Source organism: Geodermatophilus sp. CPCC 205506 (assembly GCF_051383635.1).
Lineage (GTDB): Bacteria > Actinomycetota > Actinomycetes > Mycobacteriales > Geodermatophilaceae > Geodermatophilus.
Genome location: NZ_JALPKP010000070.1, coordinates 1 through 23,911, shown reverse-complemented (window position 1 = coordinate 23,911; position 23,911 = coordinate 1). Strand labels below are relative to the sequence as shown.

Annotated in this window: 23 protein-coding genes; 11 read left to right on the top strand and 12 right to left on the bottom strand. The window is 70.8% G+C overall.

The window, feature by feature from the left end; all coding sequences use genetic code 11:
* Positions 1-203 precede the first annotated feature (203 nt).
* From npdG to MY520_RS25615, 7 genes are all read right to left on the bottom strand, one after another.
* A complete protein-coding gene (gene npdG, locus MY520_RS25645) occupies positions 204-935 on the bottom strand; it encodes an NADPH-dependent F420 reductase (protein WP_436695526.1) in 732 nt (243 codons plus the stop codon).
* Positions 936-1,159: 224 nt separating this feature from the next.
* Positions 1,160-1,978, bottom strand: a complete 819-nt coding sequence (locus MY520_RS25640) for a TIGR03619 family F420-dependent LLM class oxidoreductase (protein WP_436695525.1) — start codon at positions 1,976-1,978, stop codon at positions 1,160-1,162.
* Positions 1,979-2,083: 105 nt separating this feature from the next.
* Positions 2,084-2,614, bottom strand: coding sequence for a cupin domain-containing protein (locus MY520_RS25635; protein ID WP_436695524.1), 531 nt, complete (start codon positions 2,612-2,614; stop codon positions 2,084-2,086).
* A gap of 59 nt (positions 2,615-2,673) precedes the next feature.
* A complete protein-coding gene (locus tag MY520_RS25630; protein WP_436695523.1) occupies positions 2,674-3,807 on the bottom strand; it encodes a hypothetical protein in 1,134 nt (377 codons plus the stop codon).
* On the bottom strand, positions 3,800-4,981 hold the full coding sequence (locus MY520_RS25625; RefSeq protein ID WP_436695522.1) for a homogentisate 1,2-dioxygenase: 1,182 nt from the start codon (positions 4,979-4,981) through the stop codon (positions 3,800-3,802). Before MY520_RS25625 ends, MY520_RS25630 begins: the two co-directional genes overlap by 8 nt.
* A 34-nt stretch (positions 4,982-5,015) precedes the next feature.
* Positions 5,016-6,023 (bottom strand): LLM class flavin-dependent oxidoreductase, encoded by a 1,008-nt coding sequence (locus MY520_RS25620; RefSeq protein ID WP_436695521.1) that lies wholly within the window; start codon positions 6,021-6,023, stop codon positions 5,016-5,018.
* Between the two features lie 46 nt (positions 6,024-6,069).
* Positions 6,070-7,245 (bottom strand): cytochrome P450, encoded by a 1,176-nt coding sequence (locus tag MY520_RS25615; RefSeq protein WP_436695520.1) that lies wholly within the window; start codon positions 7,243-7,245, stop codon positions 6,070-6,072.
* 166 nt (positions 7,246-7,411) lie between these two features.
* On the opposite strand from MY520_RS25615, the gene MY520_RS25610 reads away from it, so the two are divergent.
* On the top strand, positions 7,412-8,329 hold the full coding sequence (locus tag MY520_RS25610; RefSeq protein WP_436695519.1) for a LysR family transcriptional regulator: 918 nt from the start codon (positions 7,412-7,414) through the stop codon (positions 8,327-8,329).
* 322 nt (positions 8,330-8,651) lie between these two features.
* Here the strand turns inward: MY520_RS25610 and MY520_RS25605 are convergent, their stop codons facing one another.
* Positions 8,652-9,635, bottom strand: a complete 984-nt coding sequence (locus tag MY520_RS25605) for a LysR family transcriptional regulator (protein WP_436695518.1) — start codon at positions 9,633-9,635, stop codon at positions 8,652-8,654.
* Positions 9,636-9,798: 163 nt separating this feature from the next.
* On the opposite strand from MY520_RS25605, the gene MY520_RS25600 reads away from it, so the two are divergent.
* From MY520_RS25600 to MY520_RS25575, 6 genes are all read left to right on the top strand, one after another.
* Positions 9,799-10,122, top strand: coding sequence for a 2Fe-2S iron-sulfur cluster-binding protein (locus tag MY520_RS25600; protein ID WP_436695517.1), 324 nt, complete (start codon positions 9,799-9,801; stop codon positions 10,120-10,122).
* Positions 10,119-11,384 (top strand): NAD(P)/FAD-dependent oxidoreductase, encoded by a 1,266-nt coding sequence (locus tag MY520_RS25595; RefSeq protein WP_436695516.1) that lies wholly within the window; start codon positions 10,119-10,121, stop codon positions 11,382-11,384. The genes MY520_RS25600 and MY520_RS25595 overlap by 4 nt, the downstream gene beginning before the upstream one ends.
* Positions 11,385-11,406: 22 nt before the next feature.
* Positions 11,407-12,630: an acyl-CoA dehydrogenase family protein gene (locus tag MY520_RS25590; RefSeq protein ID WP_436695515.1), complete on the top strand. Its 1,224-nt coding sequence runs from the start codon at positions 11,407-11,409 to the stop codon at positions 12,628-12,630.
* The gene (locus MY520_RS25585; RefSeq protein WP_436695514.1) at positions 12,627-14,840 is read left to right on the top strand and encodes a phosphotransferase; all 2,214 of its coding nucleotides are present in this window, start codon (positions 12,627-12,629) and stop codon (positions 14,838-14,840) included. Before MY520_RS25590 ends, MY520_RS25585 begins: the two co-directional genes overlap by 4 nt.
* An 84-nt stretch (positions 14,841-14,924) precedes the next feature.
* Entirely contained in the window at positions 14,925-16,109 is a 1,185-nt protein-coding gene (locus MY520_RS25580) for a thiolase family protein (protein ID WP_436695513.1), read from the top strand.
* Positions 16,110-16,384: 275 nt separating this feature from the next.
* Entirely contained in the window at positions 16,385-17,290 is a 906-nt protein-coding gene (locus MY520_RS25575; RefSeq protein WP_436695512.1) for a 3-hydroxybutyryl-CoA dehydrogenase, read from the top strand.
* A gap of 518 nt (positions 17,291-17,808) precedes the next feature.
* Here MY520_RS25575 and MY520_RS25570 read toward each other — a convergent pair.
* Positions 17,809-17,970 (bottom strand): hypothetical protein, encoded by a 162-nt coding sequence (locus MY520_RS25570; protein WP_436695511.1) that lies wholly within the window; start codon positions 17,968-17,970, stop codon positions 17,809-17,811.
* 315 nt (positions 17,971-18,285) lie between these two features.
* Here MY520_RS25570 and MY520_RS25565 point away from each other — a divergent pair, with 315 nt between their 5' ends.
* Positions 18,286-18,588 (top strand): 2Fe-2S iron-sulfur cluster-binding protein, encoded by a 303-nt coding sequence (locus MY520_RS25565; protein ID WP_436695510.1) that lies wholly within the window; start codon positions 18,286-18,288, stop codon positions 18,586-18,588.
* A 180-nt stretch (positions 18,589-18,768) separates the two neighbouring features.
* Here MY520_RS25565 and MY520_RS25560 read toward each other — a convergent pair whose 3' ends face one another.
* The 3 genes from MY520_RS25560 to MY520_RS25550 form a co-directional block, all read right to left on the bottom strand.
* The gene (locus MY520_RS25560) at positions 18,769-19,482 is read right to left on the bottom strand and encodes an SDR family oxidoreductase (protein ID WP_436695509.1); all 714 of its coding nucleotides are present in this window, start codon (positions 19,480-19,482) and stop codon (positions 18,769-18,771) included.
* 343 nt (positions 19,483-19,825) lie between these two features.
* Complete coding sequence (locus tag MY520_RS25555; protein WP_436695508.1) at positions 19,826-20,806, bottom strand: NADP-dependent oxidoreductase; 981 nt, start codon at positions 20,804-20,806, stop codon at positions 19,826-19,828.
* A 99-nt stretch (positions 20,807-20,905) separates the two neighbouring features.
* Positions 20,906-21,349, bottom strand: coding sequence for a winged helix-turn-helix transcriptional regulator (locus MY520_RS25550; RefSeq protein ID WP_436695507.1), 444 nt, complete (start codon positions 21,347-21,349; stop codon positions 20,906-20,908).
* A gap of 97 nt (positions 21,350-21,446) precedes the next feature.
* Here MY520_RS25550 and MY520_RS25545 point away from each other — a divergent pair, with 97 nt between their 5' ends.
* The 3 genes from MY520_RS25545 to MY520_RS25535 form a co-directional block, all read left to right on the top strand.
* Entirely contained in the window at positions 21,447-22,910 is a 1,464-nt protein-coding gene (locus MY520_RS25545) for an MFS transporter (protein ID WP_436695506.1), read from the top strand.
* 126 nt (positions 22,911-23,036) lie between these two features.
* Positions 23,037-23,441, top strand: a complete 405-nt coding sequence (locus tag MY520_RS25540) for a PaaI family thioesterase (protein ID WP_436695505.1) — start codon at positions 23,037-23,039, stop codon at positions 23,439-23,441.
* Positions 23,442-23,665: 224 nt separating this feature from the next.
* A partial coding sequence (locus tag MY520_RS25535; RefSeq protein ID WP_436695504.1) for a hypothetical protein occupies positions 23,666-23,911 on the top strand: 246 nt, incomplete at its 3' end.

The window sequence follows — 23,911 nt, the reverse complement described above, 5'->3', positions numbered from 1 at the left end:
CCCGGCGTCCCGCACCCGGGACGCCGCGGCCAGCAGCCGGTCCAGCGGCTCGCCCTCGCCCAGCCCGCGGGCGTGCAGCAGCGTCTCGGCCTCGACGGCGTCGAGGCTCACCCCCCGCTCGGCACGGACCAGCGCACGGCGCAGCGCGGACTCCGTCGGCATCGGCGGCACGGGGGTGGACGTGGGACTCACGGTCGGTGACTTCAGATGTCGGTGACTCGGATGCCGGCGTGGGCCTTGTACCGGCGGTTGATCGACACGAGGTTGACGGTGAGGGCCTCGACCTGACGGGCGTTTCGCAGCCGGCCTGCGTAGATGCCGCGCATCCCGGGAAGGCGGTCGGCCAGGGCCTGAACGGTGTCGGTCGCCTCCCGCACGTCTCCGACGACCAGGACGTCGGTGTCGAGCGACGGCTTCGACTGGTCGAGAAGCAGCACAGCGGAGATGTGGTGAAAGGCGCCCACGACCTGGCTGTCCGGCAGGAGGGCGGCGGCCTGTTCGGTCACACTTCCTTCAGGGACGCCGAGCACGAAGGCGCCGAGCTCGTCGAAGCCCATCGGGACCACGCAGTCCACGACCACCTTGCCGGCCAACGGAGCCGCCAGCGGAGCCAGTGTGGCTGCGTGCCCCGCGAAGGGAACGGCAACGATCACCACGTCCGCGGCATCGGCGACCTCCGCGTTCGAGCCACCGCTCACGGACACATCGGCTCCGGGCGCCATCGACCGGCCTCGCGACGCCGTGTCGTCGGCCACCTCGATCGCACGATCAGCATCACGGGAGCCGAGCAGCACCCGCTGACCGATCGCGGCGAGCCGGACTGCCAATCCGCGGCCCTGGGGGCCGGTGCCGCCTAGCAGTCCGACTGTCAGGCGGGCGGTGTCCACGGTGGTGCCGCTGGCGGGCGCGGTCGGAGCAGGGGCGGGCTGTGCCATGACAGATCCGTTCGAGTCGTGGTCGTGGGGCCAGCCGGCGAAGTCAGCCGGCTGGACTGGGTCGATGGGGACGGTGCTGCAATGAGCAGCGGGCTGGCGATCTGCCCAGTTGGTGGACGCGGGATCTGCTGTCCACCCCGGAGGAACGGGTGTCTCGGTTGGTTGACCGCTGTGGCGTCGAGCGCGGTCGGCGTGCCCGATGTCGGGGGCGAGCGCTGACAGAGTCAGCCGGCCACGGTGCTCATGCAGCGCCGGATGTCCTCGAGAGAGCGCTCGACCTCACCGGGCTGCGCGGACGTCAAGCGGAACACGATGCGGTCGGCGCCGGCGCTCGCGTACTCGTCGATGGCGGCCGGTTCCGTCGGGACGCCGACGGCGATCACCGGGAGCCCGCTTCCCTCGGCCGTGAACTCGCGGATACGGGCCGGGATGCCGGGGAGGGCAAGGGGTGCCCAACCATCGCCGTACTCACGCGCGCGTTCCTCCGATCCCGGAGAGTTGCCGCCGAAGAAGAGGGGCACTCCGCCGGGCTGCACCGGCTTGGGCCAGGACAAGATCCTCTCGAAGTTGACGAAGGCGCCGTGGAAACTCGCTTCGTCCTTTCCCCAGATCTCACGCATCGCGAGCATGCGCTCCCGTACCAGGTCAAAGCGCGTCTCGGGGTCCACGCCGTGGTTGCGCATCTCCTCGATGATCGTGCCGTGGCCGACGATGAGGTCGAGGCGGCCGCCGGAGAGGACGTCGATGCTCGACAGCTCCTTCGCGGTCGTGATGGGGTCACGTTGCGCGACCTGGATGATCCCTGACGACACGCGCAACCGTGTTGTGGCGAGCGCAGCGGCAGTCAATGCGATGAGCAGGTCGAACAGCCGGGCCCAATCGCGCGGCAGCTCCTGGCCGTCGGGCGGGAACGCTTCACTGGCCGGGATGTGGGAGTGCTCACCGAAGTGGAGCGCGTCGATTCCCGCTTGCTCGACGAGCACGGCGACCTCGTCCGGTCGCAGCGTCTCGTCGGTGCAGGACGCGTACACGCCGATCTGCATCGTGTCTCCTTCGGGATGGTGGTGGGCCGAGAGCCGCACGGTGCCGGTGGACGGGCGGGGTGATCCGTCAGGTACGGGGATGGCGTCGCCGGCACCGTCCGAATCTCACCTGTCTGTGACAGCTCCGATGAGGACGCAAGCGAGCTCGGCGGGCTGGTCGGTGCGGTTGCTCCAGCCGTGGTGGGTCGCGTTCTGGACGAGGACGTCGCCGGCCTCCAGCCGGGTCTCGGCGCCGTCGTCCAGCCGCAGGTAGACCTCGCCCTTGACGACGAAGATGTAGTCGATGGTGGGCGTCAGGTGCATGCCGTCGGCCTCGAAGGTCTCGGCCAGGCCGGGGGAGTGCGTGGCCTGCTCCGCGCCGTAGGTGGCTCCGTCGAAGTCGGGGCCGGCCATCGTGCTGTCCGGCGGAAGAGTGAGCAGGATCAGGCGGGTGCTCCCGGGCGCCGGGATCATCGTGTCGACCTTGTCCGTCGGGTCCTCACCGGTCCGGCTGACCGGCACGGAGGCCTCGGTGGCCCAGCCGAGCGACGAGACGAAGCCCGGCCAGCCGTCGAAGTGGTGGGTGCGGGGCGGGGTGCCGTCGCTGACGACGACCGAGCGGCCCTGAGCGTCGTGGCCGGTGACTACTCTGCGCATGACTTCCTCCGTTTGGTGGGAGTGGAGAGGGACGATCTGGTGGTGCGGCTCGGCGGGTGTCAGACCCTGCGGACCCACGCGACGACCTCGGCGAGCGCGTCCGTGAGCAGTTGCGGGGGGCCCTCGAAGTAGTGGCCGGAGCCCTTGACGGCGAGGAGCTTTCGGGCGGGATGGTGCGCCGCGTCGTACAGCGCCTGCGCCATGGACGGGAAGCAGCCCTTGTCGCCGGTGGCGTAGGCGACGAAGACCGGCACCGACACCTGCTGCAGGCAGTCCGGGCCGTGTGCGTTGGTGTCGGCCACCGACCACTGGGACAACCAGGACCGCAGAGTGCTGAAACTGCCCAGGGTGACCGGCCGGAGGTTGGCGGACTGCGGGTCGCCCCACAGCGTGCCCGGCTCGCGGTCCGACGGGTCGAGGCTGGTGTCCACGAATCGCGGATCCGCACAGGTTCCGTGGACGCGGAAAGGCAGGTCGGGCACCGCGCCGCCGAACCGGTCCTCGAGCTCGGCGAGCTGTGTTCGAACCCAGGCCGTGATTCGCTGCATCCGTGCGGCTTGCGCCGTGCGATAGTCGCTCACCCAGCCGCGGTCGAGCGGGAGGTCCCGTCCTGCGAACAGGTCCAGCTCGGGGTCCCGGCGGAACGGGTCGTCATCGTCGATGATGGCCGGGTCCAGCCACCCCGACAGCAGGTCGGCTCGCCCGGCGTGCGCGTTGAGCATGACGAGGGCGTCGACCGGTGGCAGGGTCGCCTGGGTCAGGTCGGTGCCGCCTCCACCGGGAGCGTCCTGCACGGTCGGTTTCTCCGCCTGGGACTGATAGAACGCCGACAACCCTCCGCCACCGGAATTGCCGACGAGGACGACCTTGCGATAACCCTCGACCTCGCGGAGGTGCTGGATCACCGACCCGAGGTCGGCGACGCAGTTCTCCAGCACGACCTGGGTGTCGTTGCCGGCATAACGGGTCACCGCGCCGACCGCGTCGACGCCGAGTGACGCTGTCGGAGCCAGTGCGTAGTGGCCGACGAAGTTCGAGCTCGGGTGGCAGTACACGAGCACCGTGTCGGTGATTCCGGCGTCGGGGTTCGCGCGTTCGCGGCCGCACCACAGCAGGCCGGAGGCGCGGGCGATACCGGAGTAGACGTCGCCTCCCATCTCGTCCTGCATGGGGACGGGCAGGAGCTCACGCACTGCCGTTCTCCTCCTCCAGCGTGGCCCAGGTGAACGGGTACTCCGCGTCGAAGACGGAGCGGGCTGCTGCGGAGACGAGCAGTGGACGGTGCGTGTCGACCATGACCTGGTACTCGTCGGCGCGCTGGAGACCGATGGATCGCTCGACGTTGCCCGGGTGGGGCCCGTGGATGAAGCCGGCGGGATGGACGGTGATGGACCCGATCCCGACGCCCGTGCCCCGGCGGGTGTTGGCCGCGCCCTTGGCGTAGAAGAGGACCTCATCGCTGTCGACGTTGGAGTGGAACGGCGGGATCGGCACCGCCTCGGGGTGGTAGTCCAGCAGCCGCGGCACGAAGTTGCACATCACGAATCCGGGCGCCTCGAAGGTCTGGTGGGCCGGCGGGGGCTGGTGCAGGCTGCCGGTCACCGGTTCGAAGTCGAAGATCGAGAAGGCCCAGGGGTACATGCCGCCGTGCCACCCGACGACGTCGAACGGGTGGTGCTTGTGCACGTGCCGGGTGAGGCCGGTCCGCGTGCGGACCACGACGGGAATCTGGGTGCCCTCGCCCCGGACCAGCTCCTCGGGGCGACGGATGTCCAGCTCGCAGTACGGCGTCCCCTCCAGGAACTGCCCGCCGGCGGAGAGGTAGCGCGACGGCGGGTTGATGTGCCCGACCGCCTGCACGAACAGCAGGCGCAGCTCCTCACCGTCTGCGACCGTCCAGCGGTGGATGGTCGAGGTAGGAACGATCGCGTAATCGCCCTCGGAGAGGTCGAGCTTCCCGAAAGTGGTCTCGAGGACGCCACGGCCGCTCTCGACGTAGGCGAGCTCGTCCCCGACGCTGTTCTTGTACAGGGTGCTGTCCTGGGTCGCGACCGCGTAGTAGATGCGCACCTCGTCGTTGCCCAGGAGCAGAAACCGGTCGAGGACGGCGTCGCCCTTCCCCGGCAGTTGGTGCGGCTGCAGGTGCAGCGGGGTCATCGGGTCGTTGGGGACCAGTTCATCGTCCGGGGCGTCCACGCGCTCGATTGCGGTGATCGCGCTCGGCGGGTTGCGGTGGTACAGCAGTGAGGTGTCGCCGACGAAGCCCTCCTCCCCGATGAGCTCCTCCCAGTAGAGCGAGCCGTCCGGCTGCCTGAAGACGGTGTGGCGCTTGCGCGGGACCTCGCCGACACGGGTGAAGTAGGGCATCTCCGTAGGTCCTTCGTCTCTCGGTGCGAGTGGGTCAGGCGGGCTGGAGGGACGTGGTGGGCAGGTCGTGGCGCATCTCCGCGGCGCGGAGGAAGGTGCGGAGTTCGCGCGGGATGTCGGGCCCGGCGGGCTGGTACAGCACGGCGGTGGCTCCGGCGTCCTCCAGGCGGCGCAGGATGGCGGCGATCTCGGTCGCGGTGCCGGTCATCGTGCCTCGGCGGATCACCTCGGCGGTGAGGAAGCGACGATCGATCTCGTTGGGCTGCATCAGGTGGCCGCGGTACACCTCGAGGTGGCGGCGCTCCTCGGGGAACTCCGCGATGGCGGCGGTGTAGCCCTCCACCTCGGCCAGGCCGGCCAGCGGTCCGTACTGGCCCATGTGCAGCGCGAGGGACGCGCCAGGGCCGGCCGCCTCGACGGCCCGAGGGGAGTCGACGGGCTCGTCGTCCTCCAGGACCGTGCCGTAGTAGGTGAGCTGGCACGGCCCGGTGACGGGGACCGGGTTGTCGCCGTGGGTGGGGTTGGTGACCACGCCGGCGTTCTGGCGGGTGGCGCAGGCGAAGCCCTTGGGGCCGTGGGCGCCGATCCAGATGGGCACCTCGATCGGGAGGCTGATCCCGGACGCCGGACTGTGCATGAGGCTGACCAGCGTGCCGTCGACCTCGACCTCGCCGCCGGCGAGCAGGGTGCGGAAGTTCTCGACGTACTGCTCGAGCTCGGCCCACTTCGCGGGCTTCTTGCCGAGATACGCCGCACTGGTGAACCCGGCGCCGATGCCCGCGTCGATCCGTCCTGGTGCCACCGTCGCCAGGTGCGCGATGAGTGCGGCGTTCATCGTGATGTGCCGCAGGTGCGGCGTCATCACCGAGATCCCCAACCGGATGCGGCTGGTCCTGGCCGCGGCGAGGCCCAGGGTGATGCCGGTGTCGGCGTAGGACAGCGGCACGTCGTAGACCCAGGCGCGCTGGTAGCCGAGCTCCTCGGCGATGGCGATGTGGTCCGGTGTGTCGATGGCCGGAGCGAAGACAGCGTTGATCTCCATCACGGTTCTCCTCTGTGACTGCGGTGGGTGGAGGGGGATGCGGCGCTCAGGCGCGCCAGGTCACCGGAACTGAGAGCGGGCCGCGGAACACCCATCCGTGCAGCCGGACGGCATCCGCATCGGTCAGGGTCAAGCCCGGCAGTCGGTCGAACAGCGCCGGCAACCCCACCTCCCCGATCGAGGCGCGAGCGACCCAGGTGCCGAGGCAGAAGTGCGGCCCGCCACCGAACGCGAGATGGGGCTTCACCTCGCGGCGCGTGTCGAACTCGTCGGGCCGGTCGAAGATGCGTTCGTCCCGGTTGGCCGACGCGATCACCACGCCGAGCCGGTCACCGGCGTGGAGCGCGACGCCGCCGAGCTCGACGTCCTCGGTGACCTGCCGCGGGTACATGCCGATGGGCGAGACCCACCGGACGGCTTCCTCGAACACCGCCTTCCACGGCGTGGTCCCGCCGAGGACGTCGGTGAGCTGGTCGGGGTGTGAGAGCAGGGCGCAAGCCGCCACCGCGAGGACGTCGCGTGGCTCGTTCACCCCGCCGCCGATGAAGATCTTGACGTTGGTCCGGATCTCGTCCGGGTTAAGCCCCGCCTGGAGCATCGCCGAGATGACGCTCGAGTCGGGGTGCTCGCGCACGTAGGGGAGGACTTCGGTGATCGCGGCGTCGACGGCTTGCACGGCTCGGTCGTTGCGGGCCCAGACGGCCGGGGCGTCGGCGTAGTTGCCGCAGGCGTCGATGATCGCCTGGGACCACTCCAAGATGTCGGCCGCAGTCGCGTCCGGCAGCCCCAGGAGCGTCCCCAGGTTGGTCGCGGCGAGCGGCGCGGCGAAGTCGGCGACCAGGTCGGCCTCCCCGTGGTCGACGAACGCCGAGATCAACGCTTCGGTGTTCTGGCGGAACCTCGGCAGCCACTCGGTCTTGACCGCACGGGGCTTGACCGGGGTCTCGGCGGCCTTGCGCAGCCGCTGGTGCGCCTCCCCGTCCTGCCGCAGCAGGGCCAGCGGCCCGATCGCCCGGATCATCAGCGAGTCCTGCTCGACGGAGCTGAAGACCTGCTGGTCGCGCTCGACCGCCATCACGTCGTCGTAGCGGGTGACCAGGTACCGGTCCGCAGCCGGCACCCACGCCACCGGAGCGGTGTCGCGCAGATGCCGGTAGATCGGGTACGGGTCCCGAGCCAAGTCGGTCAGGTTGATCTCGCGTGCGACCGACGCAGTCGTCATCGGGACCTCCAGGGGTTGTTCAGCTGCGTGCCAGGCGGGGATGTCGCAAGACAGTGACAGCGGCCACATCGCTATGTAAATGTCAGGATTCCGATGGAGGTCATAAGGGAATCTGAACGCTCGGGCGTTGGGCCGACCTCCTCGAGGCGAGGATCCGTCAGTGGTTGTGCGCATCTCGTTCAGGCAGCTGGAGTACCTGGTGGCCGTCGCCGACGCGGGCTCCATCACCGGGGCAGCAGCCGTCTGTGGTGCGTCGCAGGCGGGGGTGTCGTTGAGCCTGAGCGACCTCGAGAAGCGCCTCGGCGTCCAATTGCTGATCCGGCAGAAGGCCAGAGGCGTGAAGCTGACGGCCGCGGGAGCGCGGGTGGTGGCGGAGGGTCGGCGCCTCGTCGAGGCGGCGGAGGAGCTGCAGGCCTCCGCCGCCGCGGCGGAACACGAAGTGAGCGGCACCCTGGGGATCGGCTGCTACACCAGCCTGTCCCCGTTCTTCATCCCGCCTCTCCTCGACGAGTTCGCGGGCCGCTTCCCGGCTCTCGACGTGCACGTCCTCGAAGGGACCGCGGATGACGTGCTCGCGGCCCTGCGCGACGGCCGGTGCGAGCTGGCCTTGCTCTACGCCGAGGACTGCGACGCCGGGCTCACGATGGTGCCCGTGCGGACGAGTCGCCCCTACCTCATTCTCGCCGCGGACCATCCACTGGCCGTCCGGGACGCGATCCACCTCGCCGACATCGCCGACGAGCCGCTGATCATGTTCGACGTGCCGAGCGCGCGGAACGCCGTCCGGATGCTCGAGGCCGTCGGCCTGACCGCCCGAGTCCGGCATCTGAGCTCGAACATCGAAGTCGTCAGAGGCCTCGTTGCCCGGGGGGTCGGCTACTCCATCCTGGTTCAGCGGTGGCCGGCCGACCTCAGCTTCGAGGGGCGCCCGATCGCCTGCAGATCCATCGCAGACCCCACACCCGAGCGCAAGGTCGTGCTGGCATGGCCGGACGGCGTGCGGCTGACTCGACGTGCCCATACCTTGATCGATTTCTGCCGCACGACCATGGGAAGCGCGAGCAGACTCACGCACACGGATTGAGCAGCTCGACCGGGACCAGCAGCCCCTTCCCCAACAGGATCTGGCCGTGCGGGGTCAAGAGGAATGCCCATGCCGGCATTCGAAACGCATTTCTGGCCGATGCGCCGCGCGCGTGGCACCTTGCCCTAGACGTTGGGGCGCAGGCCCCTGACTCCCCTCACGGTGGCGAACGCCCCGTCGACGATGGCGTCCGGGTGGTCTCACTGTTGCTGGAACTGACGGTCAACACCGTGGTGAGCCGGATCGTCCTCGCGCGCGCAGGAACGTCCGGTCACCACGCCTGACCTCGCCGCCCACAGCGTCGGATCAGCGACCGCGACGGTCACGGAGTCCGGGCCGCCTGCTGGTCGAGAGGCTCGTCCGTCGGCGCGGCCACCTCCGGCGTCTCGTCCGCAGTTCGGTGGAGGCGCCTCGCGGTCGAGCGCAGGAAGGCGACCACGGCGGCCGCGCGGCGGCTCAGCTGATCCTGCTGCGGCCACGCGACGACGACGCGGTAATCGGGCACGTTGCTGTTGAGGGGCACGCACGCGAGGGGTAGCCCCTCGAGGCTGACGTCCATCGGCCAGCGCTGCAGCATGGTGGTGTACCCCAGGCCCCGCGCCACCAGAGAGCGGACCACCTCGATGTTCGGGGAACTGTGCACGATCCGGGGGGTGACACCGACCTCTCGCAACAGATGCTCCGCGTTGCTGGGGCTCGGTCCCAACGAGTACTGGATGAGCGGCTCGTCGCCGAGGTCCTGCAGCGTCACGCCGTCGCGATTCGCCAGTGGGTGGTCGGCGGCAAGCAGGACGTAAGGCCGCAAGGTCCGGATGGTCTCTGTAGCGAGTCCGGGGCCAAGGCCGGTGTCATACGTCAGCGCGAGCTCGCACATCCCGTTCATCAGCGCGCGGCGGAGGTCTTCCTGCGCTCCCTCCACCACAGACAGCTCAACCGCCGGGTGCTCGACCGCGAAGGCGCTGTAGAGCGACGGCAGGTACAGCGGCGCCATCGTCGTGTAGCAGCCCAGGGAGAGCGAGCCCCGAAGCTCCGTTCCGGGCTCCCGGGCACGGCTCTGTACGTCGGTCGCGGCCGCGAGCACTCGCCGCGCGTCGGCCACCACCCCGGCGCCGGCCTCGGTGAGGGAGACGCCGTGTCCTGGCCGCCGAGCCAGCAGCTGCACGCCGAGACGGCGCTCGAGGTCGAGGATCCCGACCGAGATCGCCGCCTGCGATACGTGCTCCGCATCCGCCGCGGCGGTCATCGAACCCGCATCGGCGACCGCCACGAGGTAGCCCAGCTGGCGCAGCGAGAAGTTGGGAACCATAAAGACCGCCTAAGCCAGGGTTCGGACAGTGTCGCTGGTCACCGGCCGTGGCCGGTGTCACCTTCGTAGCAGGCGCCTGTGGTTCCCATCACGAATGTCCCGGCCGCCCCGATCCGTCCGCTCGTCCGTGTGCTTCTCGCCGCGGGTCCGTCAGGAGATGCCCATGCCCACGATCGGCTACGTCCAGCCCGACGGGTCCCGGCGCGAGGTGCAGGCCCCGGCCGGCACGAGCGTCATGAAGAACGCCATCCTGAACGACGTCCCGGGCATCGTTGCCGAGTGCGGCGGTTCGCTCATGTGCGCCACGTGCCACGTCTACGTCGATCCCGCTGACGCGGAGCGCCTCCCGGCCCTCAGCGACGACGAGGACGAGATGCTCGACGTCGCCGCGGCCGAGCGCCGCGAGACCAGCCGGCTGTCCTGCCAGCTGACGGTCGACGAGACGCTCGACGGCCTGACCGTCCACGTTCCCGAGGCGCAGGCATGACCCGGGTCGTCGTCATCGGAGCGGGCCAGGCCGGGATCGGCGTCACCGAAGCACTCCGGGCCAAGGGCAGCAGCTCCCACCTCACGGTCGTCGGGGGCGAGGACGAACTGCCTTACGAGCGCCCTCCGTTGTCGAAGGACGTGCTGCTCGGCAAGGTCACCGTCGACGACGTGCGGCTCCGCAGCCGGGACTGGTACCGGACGCACGACATCGATCTACGGTTGTCGACGTGGGTCGAGCGCATCGACCGCGACAGCCGCACCGTCCTCCTCGACGACGGCCGGACCCTGGAATACGACCACCTCGTGCTCGCCACCGGCAGCCGCCCTCGTCGTCTGCCGGTTCCGGGAGCCGACCTGGACGGCGTCCTGAACCTGGCGACGCCGAGCGACAGCGCGCAGTTGCGGGACCGGCTGTCCCGCGCGCACGACGTCGTCGTCATCGGCGCCGGGTTCATCGGCCTGGAGGTCGCCGCGGCCGTGACCGCGTCCGGTCTGCGACCCGTCGTCGTCGAACTCGCCGACCGTGTGCTGGCACGCGTGGCGGGCCCGGTCCTCAGCGCTCACGTTGCGGCCCGCCATGTCGACCGGGGGGTGGACCTGCGCCTCGGCACCGGTGTGACCGAGCTACGGGGCGCCGAGGGACAGGTGACCCATGTCGTGACGTCGACCGGGGAGGTCATCCCCGCTGATCTGGTAGTCGTCGGGGTGGGGTCGGTGCCGGCGGACGGTCTGGCCGCCGACGCCGGCTTGGAGTGCGGCGACGGCGTGGTGGTCGACGAGACCCTGCGCACCAGTGATCCGGCGATCTCAGCCATCGGCGACTGCTGCCGGTTCCCGCTGGGGGATCAGCCGACCCGCCTGGAGTCCGTGCAGAACGCCGCCGATCAAGCTCGCCACGTGGCCGCCAGGCTGGCGAGCGCCGCTCCCTTCTGGGCGCCCTACCGGGAGGTGCCGTGGTTCTGGAGCACCCAGGGAGATCTGAAGCTGCAGATGGTCGGGGTGCCGGAGAGTCAGGACGACGAAGTGGTGCGCGGTGATCCCGGCGGCGGACGGTTCTCGGTCTTCCGCTACAGCGGCGACGACCTCACCTGCGTGGAATCGGTGAATCACGCGGCGGGTCACCTGATCGGCAGGCGTCTACTCGCCTCGGGCCACTCGCCCACCCGCGAGCAGGCCGCGGATCCCGGCTTCGATCTCAAGGCCTTCGCCGCCGCTGCCAAGCCCCCGGCGCGGACTCACGAGAGCGCGGTGACCTGGTGATCGATCCGACGAGGAGCGACCGATGAGCACGACGACCCAACCTCCGGCCCGGGAAGCCAGCGCGGATCCCGACCTGGCGGCACTCGTGACCCGCACCCGGCAGTTCGTACGCGACGTCGTCTTGCCGGTGGAGGACCAGCACGACGGTGACGTGACCTCCGCGGGCGGCGACGTCCTGCGCCGGCGACTGCAGGAGGGAGCGCGGGAGCGCGGATTGCTCGCCCCCCACGCACCCGTGGAGTACGGGGGCCTGGGACTGTCGATGACTCAGCGGGCGCGGGTGTTCGAGGCCGCTGGGTACTCGCTGTTCGGCGCCCTGGCGATCAATGCGGCTGCCCCGGACGAGGGCAACATGCACCTGCTCGCCCACGTGGCCACCTCCGACCAACGGGAGCAGTACCTCGCCCCACTGGTGAGCGGCGAGGTCCGGTCGGCCTTCGCGATGACCGAGCCCGCGCCCGGGGCCGGCTCGGATCCGACGGCGTTGGCGACGACGGCCACCCGAGTGACGGCAGGGTGGCGCATCGACGGTCGGAAGACCTTCATCACCGGCGCGGACGGAGCCGGCTTCTTCATCATCATGGCGCGCACCGGGGGAGAGGTGGGCGACCGAGGCGGCGGCACGATGTTCTTGGCACCCGCCGGTACACCGGGTCTGCATGTGGGCCGCCACGTCCCGACCATGGACCGCTCGATGGTCGGCGGGCACTGTGAGGTCGCCTTCGACGGGCTGGTCGTGCCTGACGAGGCAGTGCTCGGAGAGGTCGACGAGGGTTTCCGCTACGCCCAGGTACGGCTGGGGCCCGCCCGGATGACCCATGTGATGCGCTGGCTCGGCGCCGCCGTCCGTGCGCACGAGGTCGCCGTCGAGTACGCCGCCGCCCGCCGCGGCTTCGGCAGCGCCGTCGCCGACCTCGGCATGGCTCAGCAGATGATCGCCGACAACGAGATCGACCTCGCCGCCACCCGTGCGCTGCTCGATGGCGCTTGTACCGCACTCGACGCCGGTTCCTCGGCGTCCCAGGAGACCTCGATTGCGAAGGTGTTCGGTGGCGAGGCCATCGATCGGGTGGTTGATCGGGCGATGCAGCTGTGCGGGGGACTGGGGGTGTCCGCCGATCTGCCGGTGGCCCGGATCGCCCGGGAGATCCGCCCCTTCCGCGTGTACGACGGCCCGTCGGAGGTGCACCGCTTCGCGATCGCCAAGCGCGCGGTGAAGGCCGCACGGTTGCGGGCGTCGTCATGACCGGGACCGCAGGCCTGGACCTGGCTCAGTTGCACGCCCACCTCGCCGCTCGAGGAGTCGAGCCGTCGGGAACGCTGCGGGCGGACCTGATCGCGGGAGGCCGGTCCAACCTCACGTACGCCGTGACCGACGGGACGTCACGCTGGGTGGTGCGCCGGCCCCCGAGGGCGGGGGTGACCGCGTCGGCGCACGACATGGCGCGGGAGTTCCGGGTGACCAGTGCCCTGCACTCGACCGCGGTCCCGGTCGCCCGCTCCATCAGCCTGTGCGAGGACGAGAGCGTGCTCGGGGCGCCGTTCACCGTCGTCGAGTGGGTGGACGGCGTGGTGATCCGCGACCGCGAGGATCTGACAGCCCTCTCCGACGACGAGGTGCAGCGGACCACTGCTGCGCTGGTCGAGGTGCTCGTCAACCTCCATGCGGTGGACGTGGCCGCGGTCGGCCTCGAGGACTTCGGGCGCCCGGCGGGCTTTCTGGCGCGGCAGGTGGCCCTCTGGCGTCGGCAGTGGGACCGGACCCGGACCCGCGACTTCCCCGACCTGGAGCGCTTGCACGCTCGGCTGGCCGACAGCGTGCCGGCAACCTCCGAGGCCACCGTCGTGCACGGGGACTACCGCATCGACAACGTCATCCTCGACCGGAATGACACCGGCACGGTGCGGGCCGTCGTCGACTGGGAGCTGTCGACGCTGGGCGACCCCCTGACCGACGTCGCGCTGATGTGCGTCTATCGCCATCCGGCACTGGACGTCATCCTCGGCATCCCCGCGGCCTGGACCAGCCCCCGCCTGCCGTCCCCGGATGCGCTGGCCGAGAGCTACGCGCACGGCTCCGGACGCGACCTCGGCAGCTGGCCGTTCTACCTTGCCCTCGCCCACTTGAAGCTCGCGGTGATCGCCGAGGGCATCGCACACAGGGCCCACGCCGGCGCCGACGCCGGCCGGGACGCGAGGGGTGCCGCGGAGGCGGTGCCCGAGCTCGTCGCCGCAGGGCTCCGCGCCCTCGACACACGCCGCAGCATCCAGCGGAGCGTTCCTGCTCCGGAAGTTCCTGACCGCTTCGCCGACGACCCGGCGTTCGCGGTCCACGAGGGCGGCAAGCTGAGCGTGCGCGGAACGCGGCCGATCACCTCGATCGCCGACCTGGCGCTCACCTACACCCCCGGCGTGGCCCGGGTGTCCAGCGCCATCGCCGCCGAGCCCGAGCTCGCCCGCCGGTTCACGTGGGCTCCGCGGGTGGTCGCCGTCGTCTCCGACGGGACCGCGGTGCTGGGCCTCGGCGACATCGGGCCGTCCGCCTCGTTGCCCGTCATGGAGGGCAAGGCCTGCCTGTTCAACGAGTTCGCCGGGCTGGACGCCGTCCCCATCGTGCTCGACACCAAGGACCCCGACCTGATCGTGGAGGTCGTGGCCGCGCTGGCGCCGTCGTTCGGTGGGATCAACCTGGAGGACATCAGCGCGCCCCGCTGCTTCGAGATCGAGACCCGGCTGCGCGAACGGCTGGACATCCCGGTCATGCACGATGATCAGCACGGGACGGCGATCGTCGTCCTCGCCGCGCTGCGCAACGCCGCGCGGGTCACCGGCCGGACGCTGGCCGATCTGCGGGTCGTAGTCGCCGGCGCCGGCGCGGCGGGGATCGCCTGCACCAAGATCCTGCTGGAGGCAGGCGTGGGCGACATCTCCGTCGCCGACTCCCGCGGGGTGTTGCACACCGGGCGCGAGGACCTCACCGAGATGAAGCGGTGGGCCGCGGAGAGCACCAACACCTCCCGGCTCGCCGGGACGATGGTCGGTGCGCTGGGCGGTGCCGACGTCTACATCGGCTTGTCCGGCGGGACGGTGCCGGAGTCGGCGATCGCCTCGATGGCGGAGGGCTGCATCGTCTTCTCGCTGGCCAACCCGATCCCCGAGGTCGACCCCGAGATGGCCGCCCGGTACGCCGCCGTCGTCGCCACCGGGCGCAGCGACCTGCCCAACCAGATCAACAACGTGCTCGCCTTCCCTGGCGTCTTCCGCGGGGCCATCGACGCGGGCGCGACCAGCATCACCGAGGAGATGAAGCTGGCGGCGGCCACCGCGATCGCCGACGTCGTCGGCGACGACCTGCGTCCGGACTACGTCGTGCCGAGCCCACTCGACCGCCGGGTGGCCACTGCCGTGGCCCAGGCCGTGGCCGCCTGCTCTCGCGAGCAGGCCGTCACCCCCTGAGCGGTGCCGGAGTCGCAACGGCAGGTCACGGGCCGCGTCGGCTCCAGCCACACCTTCGATCAACTCAGGAGAGAGGACACCACGATGTCGGAGCGCTCGAGGATCGTGATCCTGGGCGGTGCCCGGACACCGGTGGGCAGCTTCGGCGGCGCGCTGAAGGAGGTACCGGCGCACGAGCTGGGTGCGGCGGCCACCCGGGCGGCGCTGGAGCGCACGTCGGTGGCCCCCGATGACGTCGACGAGGTCGTCATGGGCTGCATCGGCCAGGTCGGCGCGGACGCCTACAACGCCCGGCGGGTCGCGCTGGCCGCCGGGCTGCCGACCCGGACACCGGCGCACTCCGTCAACCGGCTGTGCGGCTCCGGCCTGCAGGCGGTGTGGTCGGCGGCGATGCAGCTCCGCTGGGGCGCGGCCGGCATCGCCGTGGCCGGCGGGGACGAGTCGATGTCGCGGATGCCGTTCTACGACTTCGGCGCGCGCACCGGCTGGCGGCTGGGGGACCGGACCCTGGTCGACGGCACGGTCATGATGCTCACCGACCCGTTCTCCGAGGTGCACATGGGCGTGACCGCCGAGCGGGTCGCGGAGAGGTACGGCGTCAGCCGCGCCGAGCAGGACGAGTTCGCGCTGGAGTCCCAGCGCCGGGCCGCCACCGTCGAGGCGAAGGCCGCCTTCGACGAGGAGATCGTGCCGGTGACCACCGGCGGGCGCCGGCCGACGACCGTCGCGGCCGACGAGCACCCCAAGCCCGGCACCACCGCCGAGGCGCTGGCCGCGCTGCGGCCGGCGTTCGAGAAGGGCGGCACGGTGACGGCGGGCAACTCCTCGGGCATCAACGACGGCGCCGCCGCCCTGGTGCTGACCACCGAGGAGGTCGCCCGGGAGCGGGGGGCGACCGGGCTGGTCGCGCTGGAGGCGGTGACCACCGCCGCGCTGGAGCCGGAGCTGATGGGTTACGCCCCGGTGCTGGCGCTGCGGGCGCTGTTCGAGCAGACCGGGACCACCCCGGCCGACATCGGCACCGTGGAGCTCAACGAGGCCTTCGCGGCGCAGGCCGTCGCCTGCATCCGGGACGCCGGTCTGGACCCCGAGCGCACCAACCCCTACGGCGGGGCCATCGCCCTGGGCCACCCGGTCGGCGCCACCGGGGCGATCCTGACCCTGCGGGTGGTGCAGGACCTGCTGCGCCGCGACCTCGAGCTCGGCGTCGTGTCGATGTGCATCGGTGGCGGCCAGGCGCTGGCCGCGCTCGTCCGCCGAGTTGCCTGACCGCCCTTCAGCGGTCGGGGCACTGGCCGATCGGCGGGGGCCACATGGCCCGTCGCACGCCCGTCGTCCCTCCCACCTTTCGCAGAGGAGCTCCCGGTGACCATCGCAAGCAGGACCCGCCCGCAGTCGACACACACGGGCATCCGCGTCCATGACCTCCAGGACGTGGAGGCGCACTACACCGGCGACGGCACCTCCGGCCTCGAGGGGGCCACCTTGGGATCGCGGATTCCGGTGCGTTGCCTCCGGCTGTCGACGAGTCTCCGGAGGCCGGCATGACGGTGGCCGCGCAGCCCGTCGGGCAGCCCACGACGGAGGGCGCCTGGCCCATCGCCACGGTGGGCGTCGTCGGGTGTGGCCTGATGGGATCGGGCATTGCCGAGATCTTCGCCGGGTCTGGCCGCCGGGTCGTGGTCACCGAGGTGGACGCACGTGCGGCACAGGTCGGGCTGGGGCGCATCGAGGCATCCCTCGATCGTGCCGTGGCAGCGGGCAAGCTCGACCCGGAGGCCGCCGGCCGCACGCGCTCTCGCGTCAGCGTGGAGAACGACCTCGATGCGCTCTCTGGTGCCGACCTGGTCGTCGAGGCGGCCAGCGAGAACGAGGATGTGAAGACCTCGCTGTTCCGTCGCCTTGATCGGGTCGTGACAAGCGAGCGGGCCGTCTTCGCGTCCAACACGTCCTCCGTGCCGATCACGAGGCTGGGATCGGTCACCGGGCGGCCCAGTCACGTTGTGGGGCTGCACTTCTTCAACCCTGTGCCGGTCATGCCGCTGGTGGAGGTCGTGCCGTCCCTGCTGACCGCGGCGGACGTGATCGACCGGGTCACCGCGCTCGCGGGGGAGCTGGGCAAGATCGTGATCCGATCCCAGGACCGGGCCGGGTTCATCGTCAACGCGCTGCTCGTGCCGTACCTCCTGTCAGCGATCCGGATGGTCGATTCGGGGTTCGCCACCGCAGACGACATCGACGCCGGCATGGTGCGTGGATGTGCCCATCCCATGGGGCCGCTGCGGTTGTGTGACTTCATCGGGCTGGACACCGTCGCGTCCGTGGCGGTGTCCATGTACCGCGAGTTCCGTGAGCCGCTGTTCTCACCACCGCCCCTGCTCTCCCGGATGGTCGAGGCCGGGCTCTTGGGGCGCAAGAGCGGGCGAGGGTTCTTCGAGTACCGCACCTGAGCCGGACTGAGGTGCACGATCCGGCTGCGGCAACCCACACAAGAGGATGGACAACCCCGCCCGGAGCGTCGCCCGCAACGTACTCAGGGGCGGTGTCCAAGTCGGCCCGTTGGCTGCGGTGATCTGACCAGAGTCTTCCTGAGGCGCTCCAACCGGCCGGGGTCACCGCGTTGATCAGCTGCCCCTCCCGCACGCTGGCGGGCTCGCCCAGTTGCACCAGCACGCCGCCGAGCGGCAGCAGGGCGTCGAGCAGTGTTGATCGCTCGGTCGACGTCAACGATCCCACCGCAACGGCGCGCACGGCCGCGCCTGTCACATCGTCCAGCCTGCCGGCGAGACGGCCCGCGTGCACCAAAGGCTGCGGCAAGATGGCACCGGCCTGCGGGCTGGTGACATCGATCAGTCCACCCGTCAATCCCGGTATCAGATCCTGGCGCATGACGGTCTTGACCGCGCCGCCCTGTTCGGCCAGCAGGCGGGCATCGCGTTCGGCCGCGCGCACGGGGTCGCGCTGCAGATCACCCGTCCGGCTGGCACCGGAACTCCACGGTCCCCTCGCCCACTGAGACCGCGGTCATGGCCATCAGTCCGCCGATGGGTGCTGGGGGCAGCCGGCCGTCGATCTTCGCCTGCAGGTACTCGCGGCCACTGAGGTCGTGCATCGCGCGGGCGCCGATCATCGGGTCCCACCAGGTGACGGTCCTCGACCGGGATTCGCCCCAGCCGTCGGGGGGGGCCTTCGTCCGGTCTCATGCCGTTTCCTGCGGTCGGGGCTGCGGAAGCGTCGCGGCAACGGCGGCCGCCGGTCGGAGGCGCCGGGCTAGAACGGCGACACACACGACCCCGGCCGCGACGAAGAAGGCGATGGCCTACTCGAGCTCCCCGGGCTCCTGGGGACGCCGCTCGAGGACACCCTCGTCTACTGCTGCGGTCCCGAGCCGCTGCTGGCAGCCGTCGAGCAGCACTGCGCCGCCTGGCCCGCCGGGAGCCTGCGCGTGGAGCGCTTCGCGCCCAAGGCGCTCGAGGCGCCGGTGCGGCAGACCTCGTTCGAGGTGGAGCTCGCCCAGACCGGCACGACCGTCGTCGTCCCGCCAGGCACGAGCGTGCTCCAGGCCGTCGAGGACGCCGGCGTGGCCGTGATGTCCTCGTGCGCGGAAGGCACGTGCGGCACCTGCGAGACCGACGTCCTCGCGGGGGAGGGCGACCACCGGGACTCGATCCTCACGGCCGAGGAGCGCGCCGCGAACGACACGATGATGATCTGTGTCCCGGGCCCATTGCCCCCGACTGGTCCTTGACCTGGGAGCCGCAGCGTCTACCTCGGGGCCATTGGCCCCGCCGGCTCGATGCGCCGGACCTGAGTCGACAGCTCCCACCGCAGCGGGCCGACCCGGCCGCCGAGCGTTGGAACTGCGACAACTGCGGACATCGCAACCTCGCTCGCGGCAAGCGATGCGCGGACTGCAAGACAAGTCGGGTCAGGCCCTCGTGTCCTTCAACTGGGGGTAGACCGTTTCGACGGGGAGGCTGAGTCCGGCCTTGGCCCGAACGGAGCCTTCGTCGGCGAGGACCTCGTACCGTCCGGCTTCGACTGCGTCGAAGACGGTGCGCACGAGGTCAGCAGGCTGCGTCTTCGGCTGGGGCGCGTGCGCCGCCATGGGAGTGTCGACGTAGCCGACGTGGACGCCGACCACGTGCACGCCGTGCGGGGCGAGTTCCAGGCGCAGCGAGTTGGTCGCCGACCACAGCGCCGCCTTGGTGGCGCTGTAGATCCCTGCGACGGCGTACCAGCTCAGGAGCGAGTGCACGTGGACGAGGGTCGACTCGTCGTTGCTCGTCAGGATCGGGGCGAAGGCGCGGGCCAGGAACAGCGGGCCGAGGAAGTTGGTCTCAACGCTGGTGCGGATCTCCTCATCGGTCTGGGTGAGGATTCGGGCGCTGGACGTGGAGACGCCCGCGTTGTTGATCAGAACCGTCACGTCCGGGGCAGCCGCGACAGCGGCCTGTATGGACGCGGGGCTCGTGACGTCCAGTGGCAGCGGCACGATGCGATCGTCGTCCCACGTGCGGGGACTACGGGCGGTGGCGTAGACCTTCGCGGCGCCACGAGCCAGGGCCTCGTGGACGAAGTGGGTTCCGATGCCGCCGTTGGCTCCAGTGACGAGGACTACGGCTTCATTCAGTGAGGGCATGTCGCGCTCTTCCTGTGCGGGTCGGGGCTGTGCACGAGGCTGTGTCCGTGGTCCAGTTCGGCGAGCGAGCAGTCGATCCAGTCGTGGCGAGCGGTGTAGCGGGGGAGAGGCGTAGGTCAACCCCCCCCCGGCGCCGAACTCCTCCGCACTCCTTGGGGCCCTCGACCACCAACCGGGACCGTTCTCCACCGACCCGCCATGAACGTCCAGTCCCGGGATCGGCGGCAGAAACACAACGGGCACTCCGACGCCGGTCCCGACTGCGCGGTGGGCGAAGCTCGTCCAGCGCACTCGATGCTCACGGTCGGGACGGTGTCAGCGCTCCCGGGCGTGTTGCCCTCGCTCAACGCGTGACGACGATCTTGCCGTTGGCGCGGCCCTGTTCGACGTACGCCATCGCGTCGAGTGTCTCCTCGAACGAGAACGTGCGGTCGAGTACGGGCCGCAGCACGCCGTTGTCGTAGAGCGCCGCCAACTGCTTGAGCTGGGATCCGCTCGCCTCCATGAAGAGGAACGAGTAGCGGACCCCGAGCTTCTTCGCCTGCTTGCGTACCTTGCGGCTCATCAGGGCCATCACCGGGGCCAGGATGGGCTGACCGAGCTGCGCCGCGAAGGAGGGGTCGGGCGGGCCGACGACGCTGATCGCGAGTCCACCCCGCCTCAACACGGTCAGGGACTTCTCCACGTTGGTCCCGCCGAGCGAGTCGAGTACGACGTCGTAACCGGCCAGGACATCGGCGAAGTTCTGCTGTGTGTAGTCGATGACCTCGTCGGCGCCGAGGTCGTGGACCTTGTCGACGTCCTTGGTGCCTGCGGTGGTCGCCACGTAGGCGCCGAGGTGCTTGGCGACCTGCACGACCGTCGAGCCGAGGCCGCCGGCACCCGCGTGGATGAGCACCTTCTGGCCCGGCTGCACCCTGGCCACGTCGACGAGTGCCTGCCACGCGGCGAGCGCGACCAGCGGCACGGCGGCTGCCTGCTCGAACGGCAGCGACGTGGGCTTGAGTGCGACGTCAGCCTGATCGATGGCGATGAACTCGGCGAACGTGCCGATGCGCAGGTCCCGGGGCCGGGAGTAGATCTCGTCACCGACTTCGAACTCCACCACGCGTTCGCCCACTCTCCTGACGACACCGGCGACGTCGTGACCGAGCGGGAAAGGGAGCTCGTACTTCAGAAGCCTCTTGAACTCACCATTGCGGACCATCTTGTCCAGCGGGTTGATACTCGCCGCGCGGACCTCGACGAGGACGTCATTGCTCCCGAGGCTGGGGGTGGGCACGTCGGCGAGTTGGAGCCCGTCCTCGCCGTACTTGGTCACCACAAATGCCCTCATCTGTGTTCCTGCCTCTTCGGGCCCCCTGGTTGTCGCTGGGCTGTGAACCACCCACCGGCGGAGCCGAGGACGGCGAGCGACTGCCGGTCAGGAGCTGGTGGGGAATCGCCTGGCGGTGTCCGCGGGATCCACCACCTCTCCGCAGGCCTGGCAGGAGACCTGCGGGATCAGGCGGTGCCCGCAGTGGTGGTCGAGGATCAGGGGTGGTCCGTCGGAGCCGGCGAGGTGCTCGTCACCCCAGCGCAGCAGGGTCAGGATGACCGGGTAGAGGTCCTGGCCGGCCGCGGTGAGGTGGTACTCGAAGCGCGGCGGGTGGTCGCTGTACTGGCGACGCTGCAGGATGCCGGCGTCGACCAGCGTGCGGAGCCGCGCGGTCAGCGTGTCCCGCGGTGCTCCGGTGCGCCGGATCATCTCGTCGAAGCGGCGGTTGCCGAGGAACACCTCGCGCACGGCCAGTAGTGCCCATTTCTCGCCCACCACGTCGAGCGTGCGCGCAACGGAGCAGACGCGGGGTTCGGCCGGTGCTGCCATGCCGCAAGCATAACGCAGTGAGTCCGATATCTGGACGAACTCACCCCGGCGGGGATACCGTGCGTCCAGAATCCGAACTGACCCCTGGGGGCCACTCATGGCGCTTGGCAAGAGGCCGCCCGCATCCGCGGTCGCCGGACCCGAGCCGAAGGGCGGGACGGCGGCGGTCGTGGCGGTGCTGGCCATCGCGGTGTTCATGTCCAGCCTCGACCTGTTCATCGTCAACCTGGCGTTCCCCTCCATCGGGCAGGAGTACCCGGGGGCCGGCCTGGGCTCGCTGTCGTGGATCCTCAACGCGTACACGATCGTGTTCGCGGCGGTGCTGGTCCCGGCCGGGCGGTGGGCCGACCGGGTCGGGCGCCGGCGCGCCCTGGTCGTGGGGCTGGCCGTGTTCACGGTCGGGTCGCTGCTCTGCGGCCTGGCCCCGGGGGTGGAGTGGCTCGTGGCCGCCAGGACGGTGCAGGCGGTCGGTGCCGGTGTGATGGTGCCCGCGTCGTTGTCGCTGCTGCTGGCCGTCGTCCCGGAGCAGCAGCGCGCCCGCGCGCTCGGGTCCTGGTCGGCGCTCGGTGCCCTGGGTGCGGCTCTGGGGCCGGTGATCGGTGGTGGCCTGGTCGAGATCGGCTGGCGCTGGGTGTTCTGGGTGAACCTGCCGGTGGGGGTCGTCGCGATCCTGCTCGCCCTCCGCCTGGTGCCCGAGAGCCGGGACGAGACGCAGAGGCGCCGCCCCGACCTGCTCGGCGCGCTGTTCCTCGCGCTCGCCGTCGGCCTCGTCGCCGCGGCACTGATCGAGACGGCGGACCGGGGCTGGGCGTCGGCCAGGGTCTGGGGTCTGCTGTTGGCGGCGGTCCTGTGCGCGGGAGCGGTCGTGGTCGGCTCGTTCCGTCACCCGGCGCCGGTGCTGGAGCCGGGCCTGTTCCGGTCCCGGACGTTCTCCGGCTCAGCAGCGGCGTCGGTTCTCTACTACGCGGCCTTCGGCGCGTTCCTCCTCAACACCGTCGAGTTCCTCACCGAGGTCTGGCGCTACTCGCCACTGCAGGCGGGGTTGGCGATCGCCCCGGGGCCGCTCATGGTGCTCCCGTTCGCGCGGCTCGTCGCGCCCCGGTTGATCCCCCTGCTGGGCGGGGTGGGGCGGGTCGCCGCACTGGGCTGCGGAGTCGGCGCCGTCGCCCAGGTGGTGTGGCTGGTGCTCATCCAGGCCGAACCGGCCTATGTGACGCACCTGCTGCCGGCGCAGCTGCTCGGCGGGGCCGGCGTGGGGCTGGCCATCCCCTCCCTGCTGGGAGCCGGTAGCGCCGGGTTGCCGACGGCGCACCTGGGCACCGGCAGCGGGATCCTGAACATGGCCCGACAGGTCGGCACGGTGCTGGGCGTGGCCGCGCTCGTCGCCACGCTCACCGCGGCGGCTGCCGATCCCCTCACCGCTTCCCGACACGGCATCGCCCTGACCATCGCCTTCTTCGTCGCCGCCGGGGCCGTGTGCCTCGCCGTCCTGGTTCGACGCAGCCGACCGGCCACGGTCGCCGCGGCGCTTCCGCAGCCCCGACCGCACGAGGCGGCATGAGACCGCCGCAGACCCCACCCTCCGACGGCTGGGGGGAACTCCGGACGAGGACCGTCACCTGGTGGGGCCCGATGATCGGCGCCCGCGCGATGCGCGGTCTCAGCGGGTCGGGAGTACCTGCAGGCGATGATCGACGGCCGACTGCCCCCGGCACCGATCGGCGGCCTGATGGCCATGACCGCGGTCTCGGTGGACGAGGGGACGGTGGAGTTCCGGTGCCTGCCGGACGAGTCGGCGTACAACCCGATCGGCGTGGTGCACGGGGGGCTCGTCTGCACCCTGCTCGACTCCGTCGCCGGTTGCGCGGTGCACAGCACGCTGCCGTCGGGCGTGGGCTACACGAGCTTGGAGATCGAGGTCAGCTGTCTGCGCCCGGTCCGGAATGGTGGAGGCGAGCTGACCGCGATCGGGCGGGTCACCAAACCAGGACGTCGAGCCGCCTTCGCCGACGGCGAGGTGCGCGACGGCGACGGCAGGTTGATCGCCACCGTGTCGAGCACCTGCCTGGTCTTCCCACTCGGGGATGAGTGACGCGGCGACCGTCGCTCCCTGTTCCTCCACAGATTGCGGCTCCGGCACCCGGAGGCTTTCGGTCGGGAGTAGGCCGGGGTGGGACTCGACTCCCACGACCGGCGAAGCCCGGGGCGGCGACGCAACAGGTCCTTCGATGGCACCTGTCGGCAGAGGCGCCAGGACCCCGGATTCCACCCGACCGGAATCCGCGTGTCGTGAGGTCAGGTCGCTCGAGGAGCCCGGTGACGGGAGGTACGTGCGTGCCCGAGCCACGGCGACGCCAGGCAGGTGAGGGCAGCATCAGTGAGTACGCGACCAACGCCGGCCCGCGCTTCCTGATCAAGTACTCCGCTCCGCGGGAGGACGGCACGAGGCGCGTGGTCCTGAAGCGTGGCTTTCGGACGAGGAGGGACGCCGCCGCGGCGCTGCGGGCGGAGATCAGGAAGTCCGAGGTGGGGGACTGGGTCGAGCCGTCGAAGCAGCGCCTC

Coding starts and splice junctions, on each gene's coding strand:
- MY520_RS25550 (WP_436695507.1), bottom strand. CDS start 21,349: ATGGCAGCACCGGCCGAACCCCGCGTCTGCTCCGTTGCGCGCACGCTC.
- MY520_RS25605 (WP_436695518.1), bottom strand. CDS start 9,635: ATGGTTCCCAACTTCTCGCTGCGCCAGCTGGGCTACCTCGTGGCGGTC.
- MY520_RS25595 (WP_436695516.1), top strand. CDS start 10,119: ATGACCCGGGTCGTCGTCATCGGAGCGGGCCAGGCCGGGATCGGCGTC.
- MY520_RS25615 (WP_436695520.1), bottom strand. CDS start 7,245: ATGACGACTGCGTCGGTCGCACGCGAGATCAACCTGACCGACTTGGCT.
- MY520_RS25560 (WP_436695509.1), bottom strand. CDS start 19,482: ATGCCCTCACTGAATGAAGCCGTAGTCCTCGTCACTGGAGCCAACGGC.
- npdG (WP_436695526.1), bottom strand. CDS start 935: ATGGCACAGCCCGCCCCTGCTCCGACCGCGCCCGCCAGCGGCACCACC.
- MY520_RS25590 (WP_436695515.1), top strand. CDS start 11,407: ATGAGCACGACGACCCAACCTCCGGCCCGGGAAGCCAGCGCGGATCCC.
- MY520_RS25575 (WP_436695512.1), top strand. CDS start 16,385: ATGACGGTGGCCGCGCAGCCCGTCGGGCAGCCCACGACGGAGGGCGCC.
- MY520_RS25585 (WP_436695514.1), top strand. CDS start 12,627: ATGACCGGGACCGCAGGCCTGGACCTGGCTCAGTTGCACGCCCACCTC.
- MY520_RS25570 (WP_436695511.1), bottom strand. CDS start 17,970: ATGATCGGCGCCCGCGCGATGCACGACCTCAGTGGCCGCGAGTACCTG.
- MY520_RS25640 (WP_436695525.1), bottom strand. CDS start 1,978: ATGCAGATCGGCGTGTACGCGTCCTGCACCGACGAGACGCTGCGACCG.
- MY520_RS25600 (WP_436695517.1), top strand. CDS start 9,799: ATGCCCACGATCGGCTACGTCCAGCCCGACGGGTCCCGGCGCGAGGTG.
- MY520_RS25625 (WP_436695522.1), bottom strand. CDS start 4,981: ATGCCCTACTTCACCCGTGTCGGCGAGGTCCCGCGCAAGCGCCACACC.
- MY520_RS25635 (WP_436695524.1), bottom strand. CDS start 2,614: ATGCGCAGAGTAGTCACCGGCCACGACGCTCAGGGCCGCTCGGTCGTC.
- MY520_RS25620 (WP_436695521.1), bottom strand. CDS start 6,023: ATGGAGATCAACGCTGTCTTCGCTCCGGCCATCGACACACCGGACCAC.
- MY520_RS25545 (WP_436695506.1), top strand. CDS start 21,447: ATGGCGCTTGGCAAGAGGCCGCCCGCATCCGCGGTCGCCGGACCCGAG.
- MY520_RS25540 (WP_436695505.1), top strand. CDS start 23,037: ATGATCGACGGCCGACTGCCCCCGGCACCGATCGGCGGCCTGATGGCC.
- MY520_RS25580 (WP_436695513.1), top strand. CDS start 14,925: ATGTCGGAGCGCTCGAGGATCGTGATCCTGGGCGGTGCCCGGACACCG.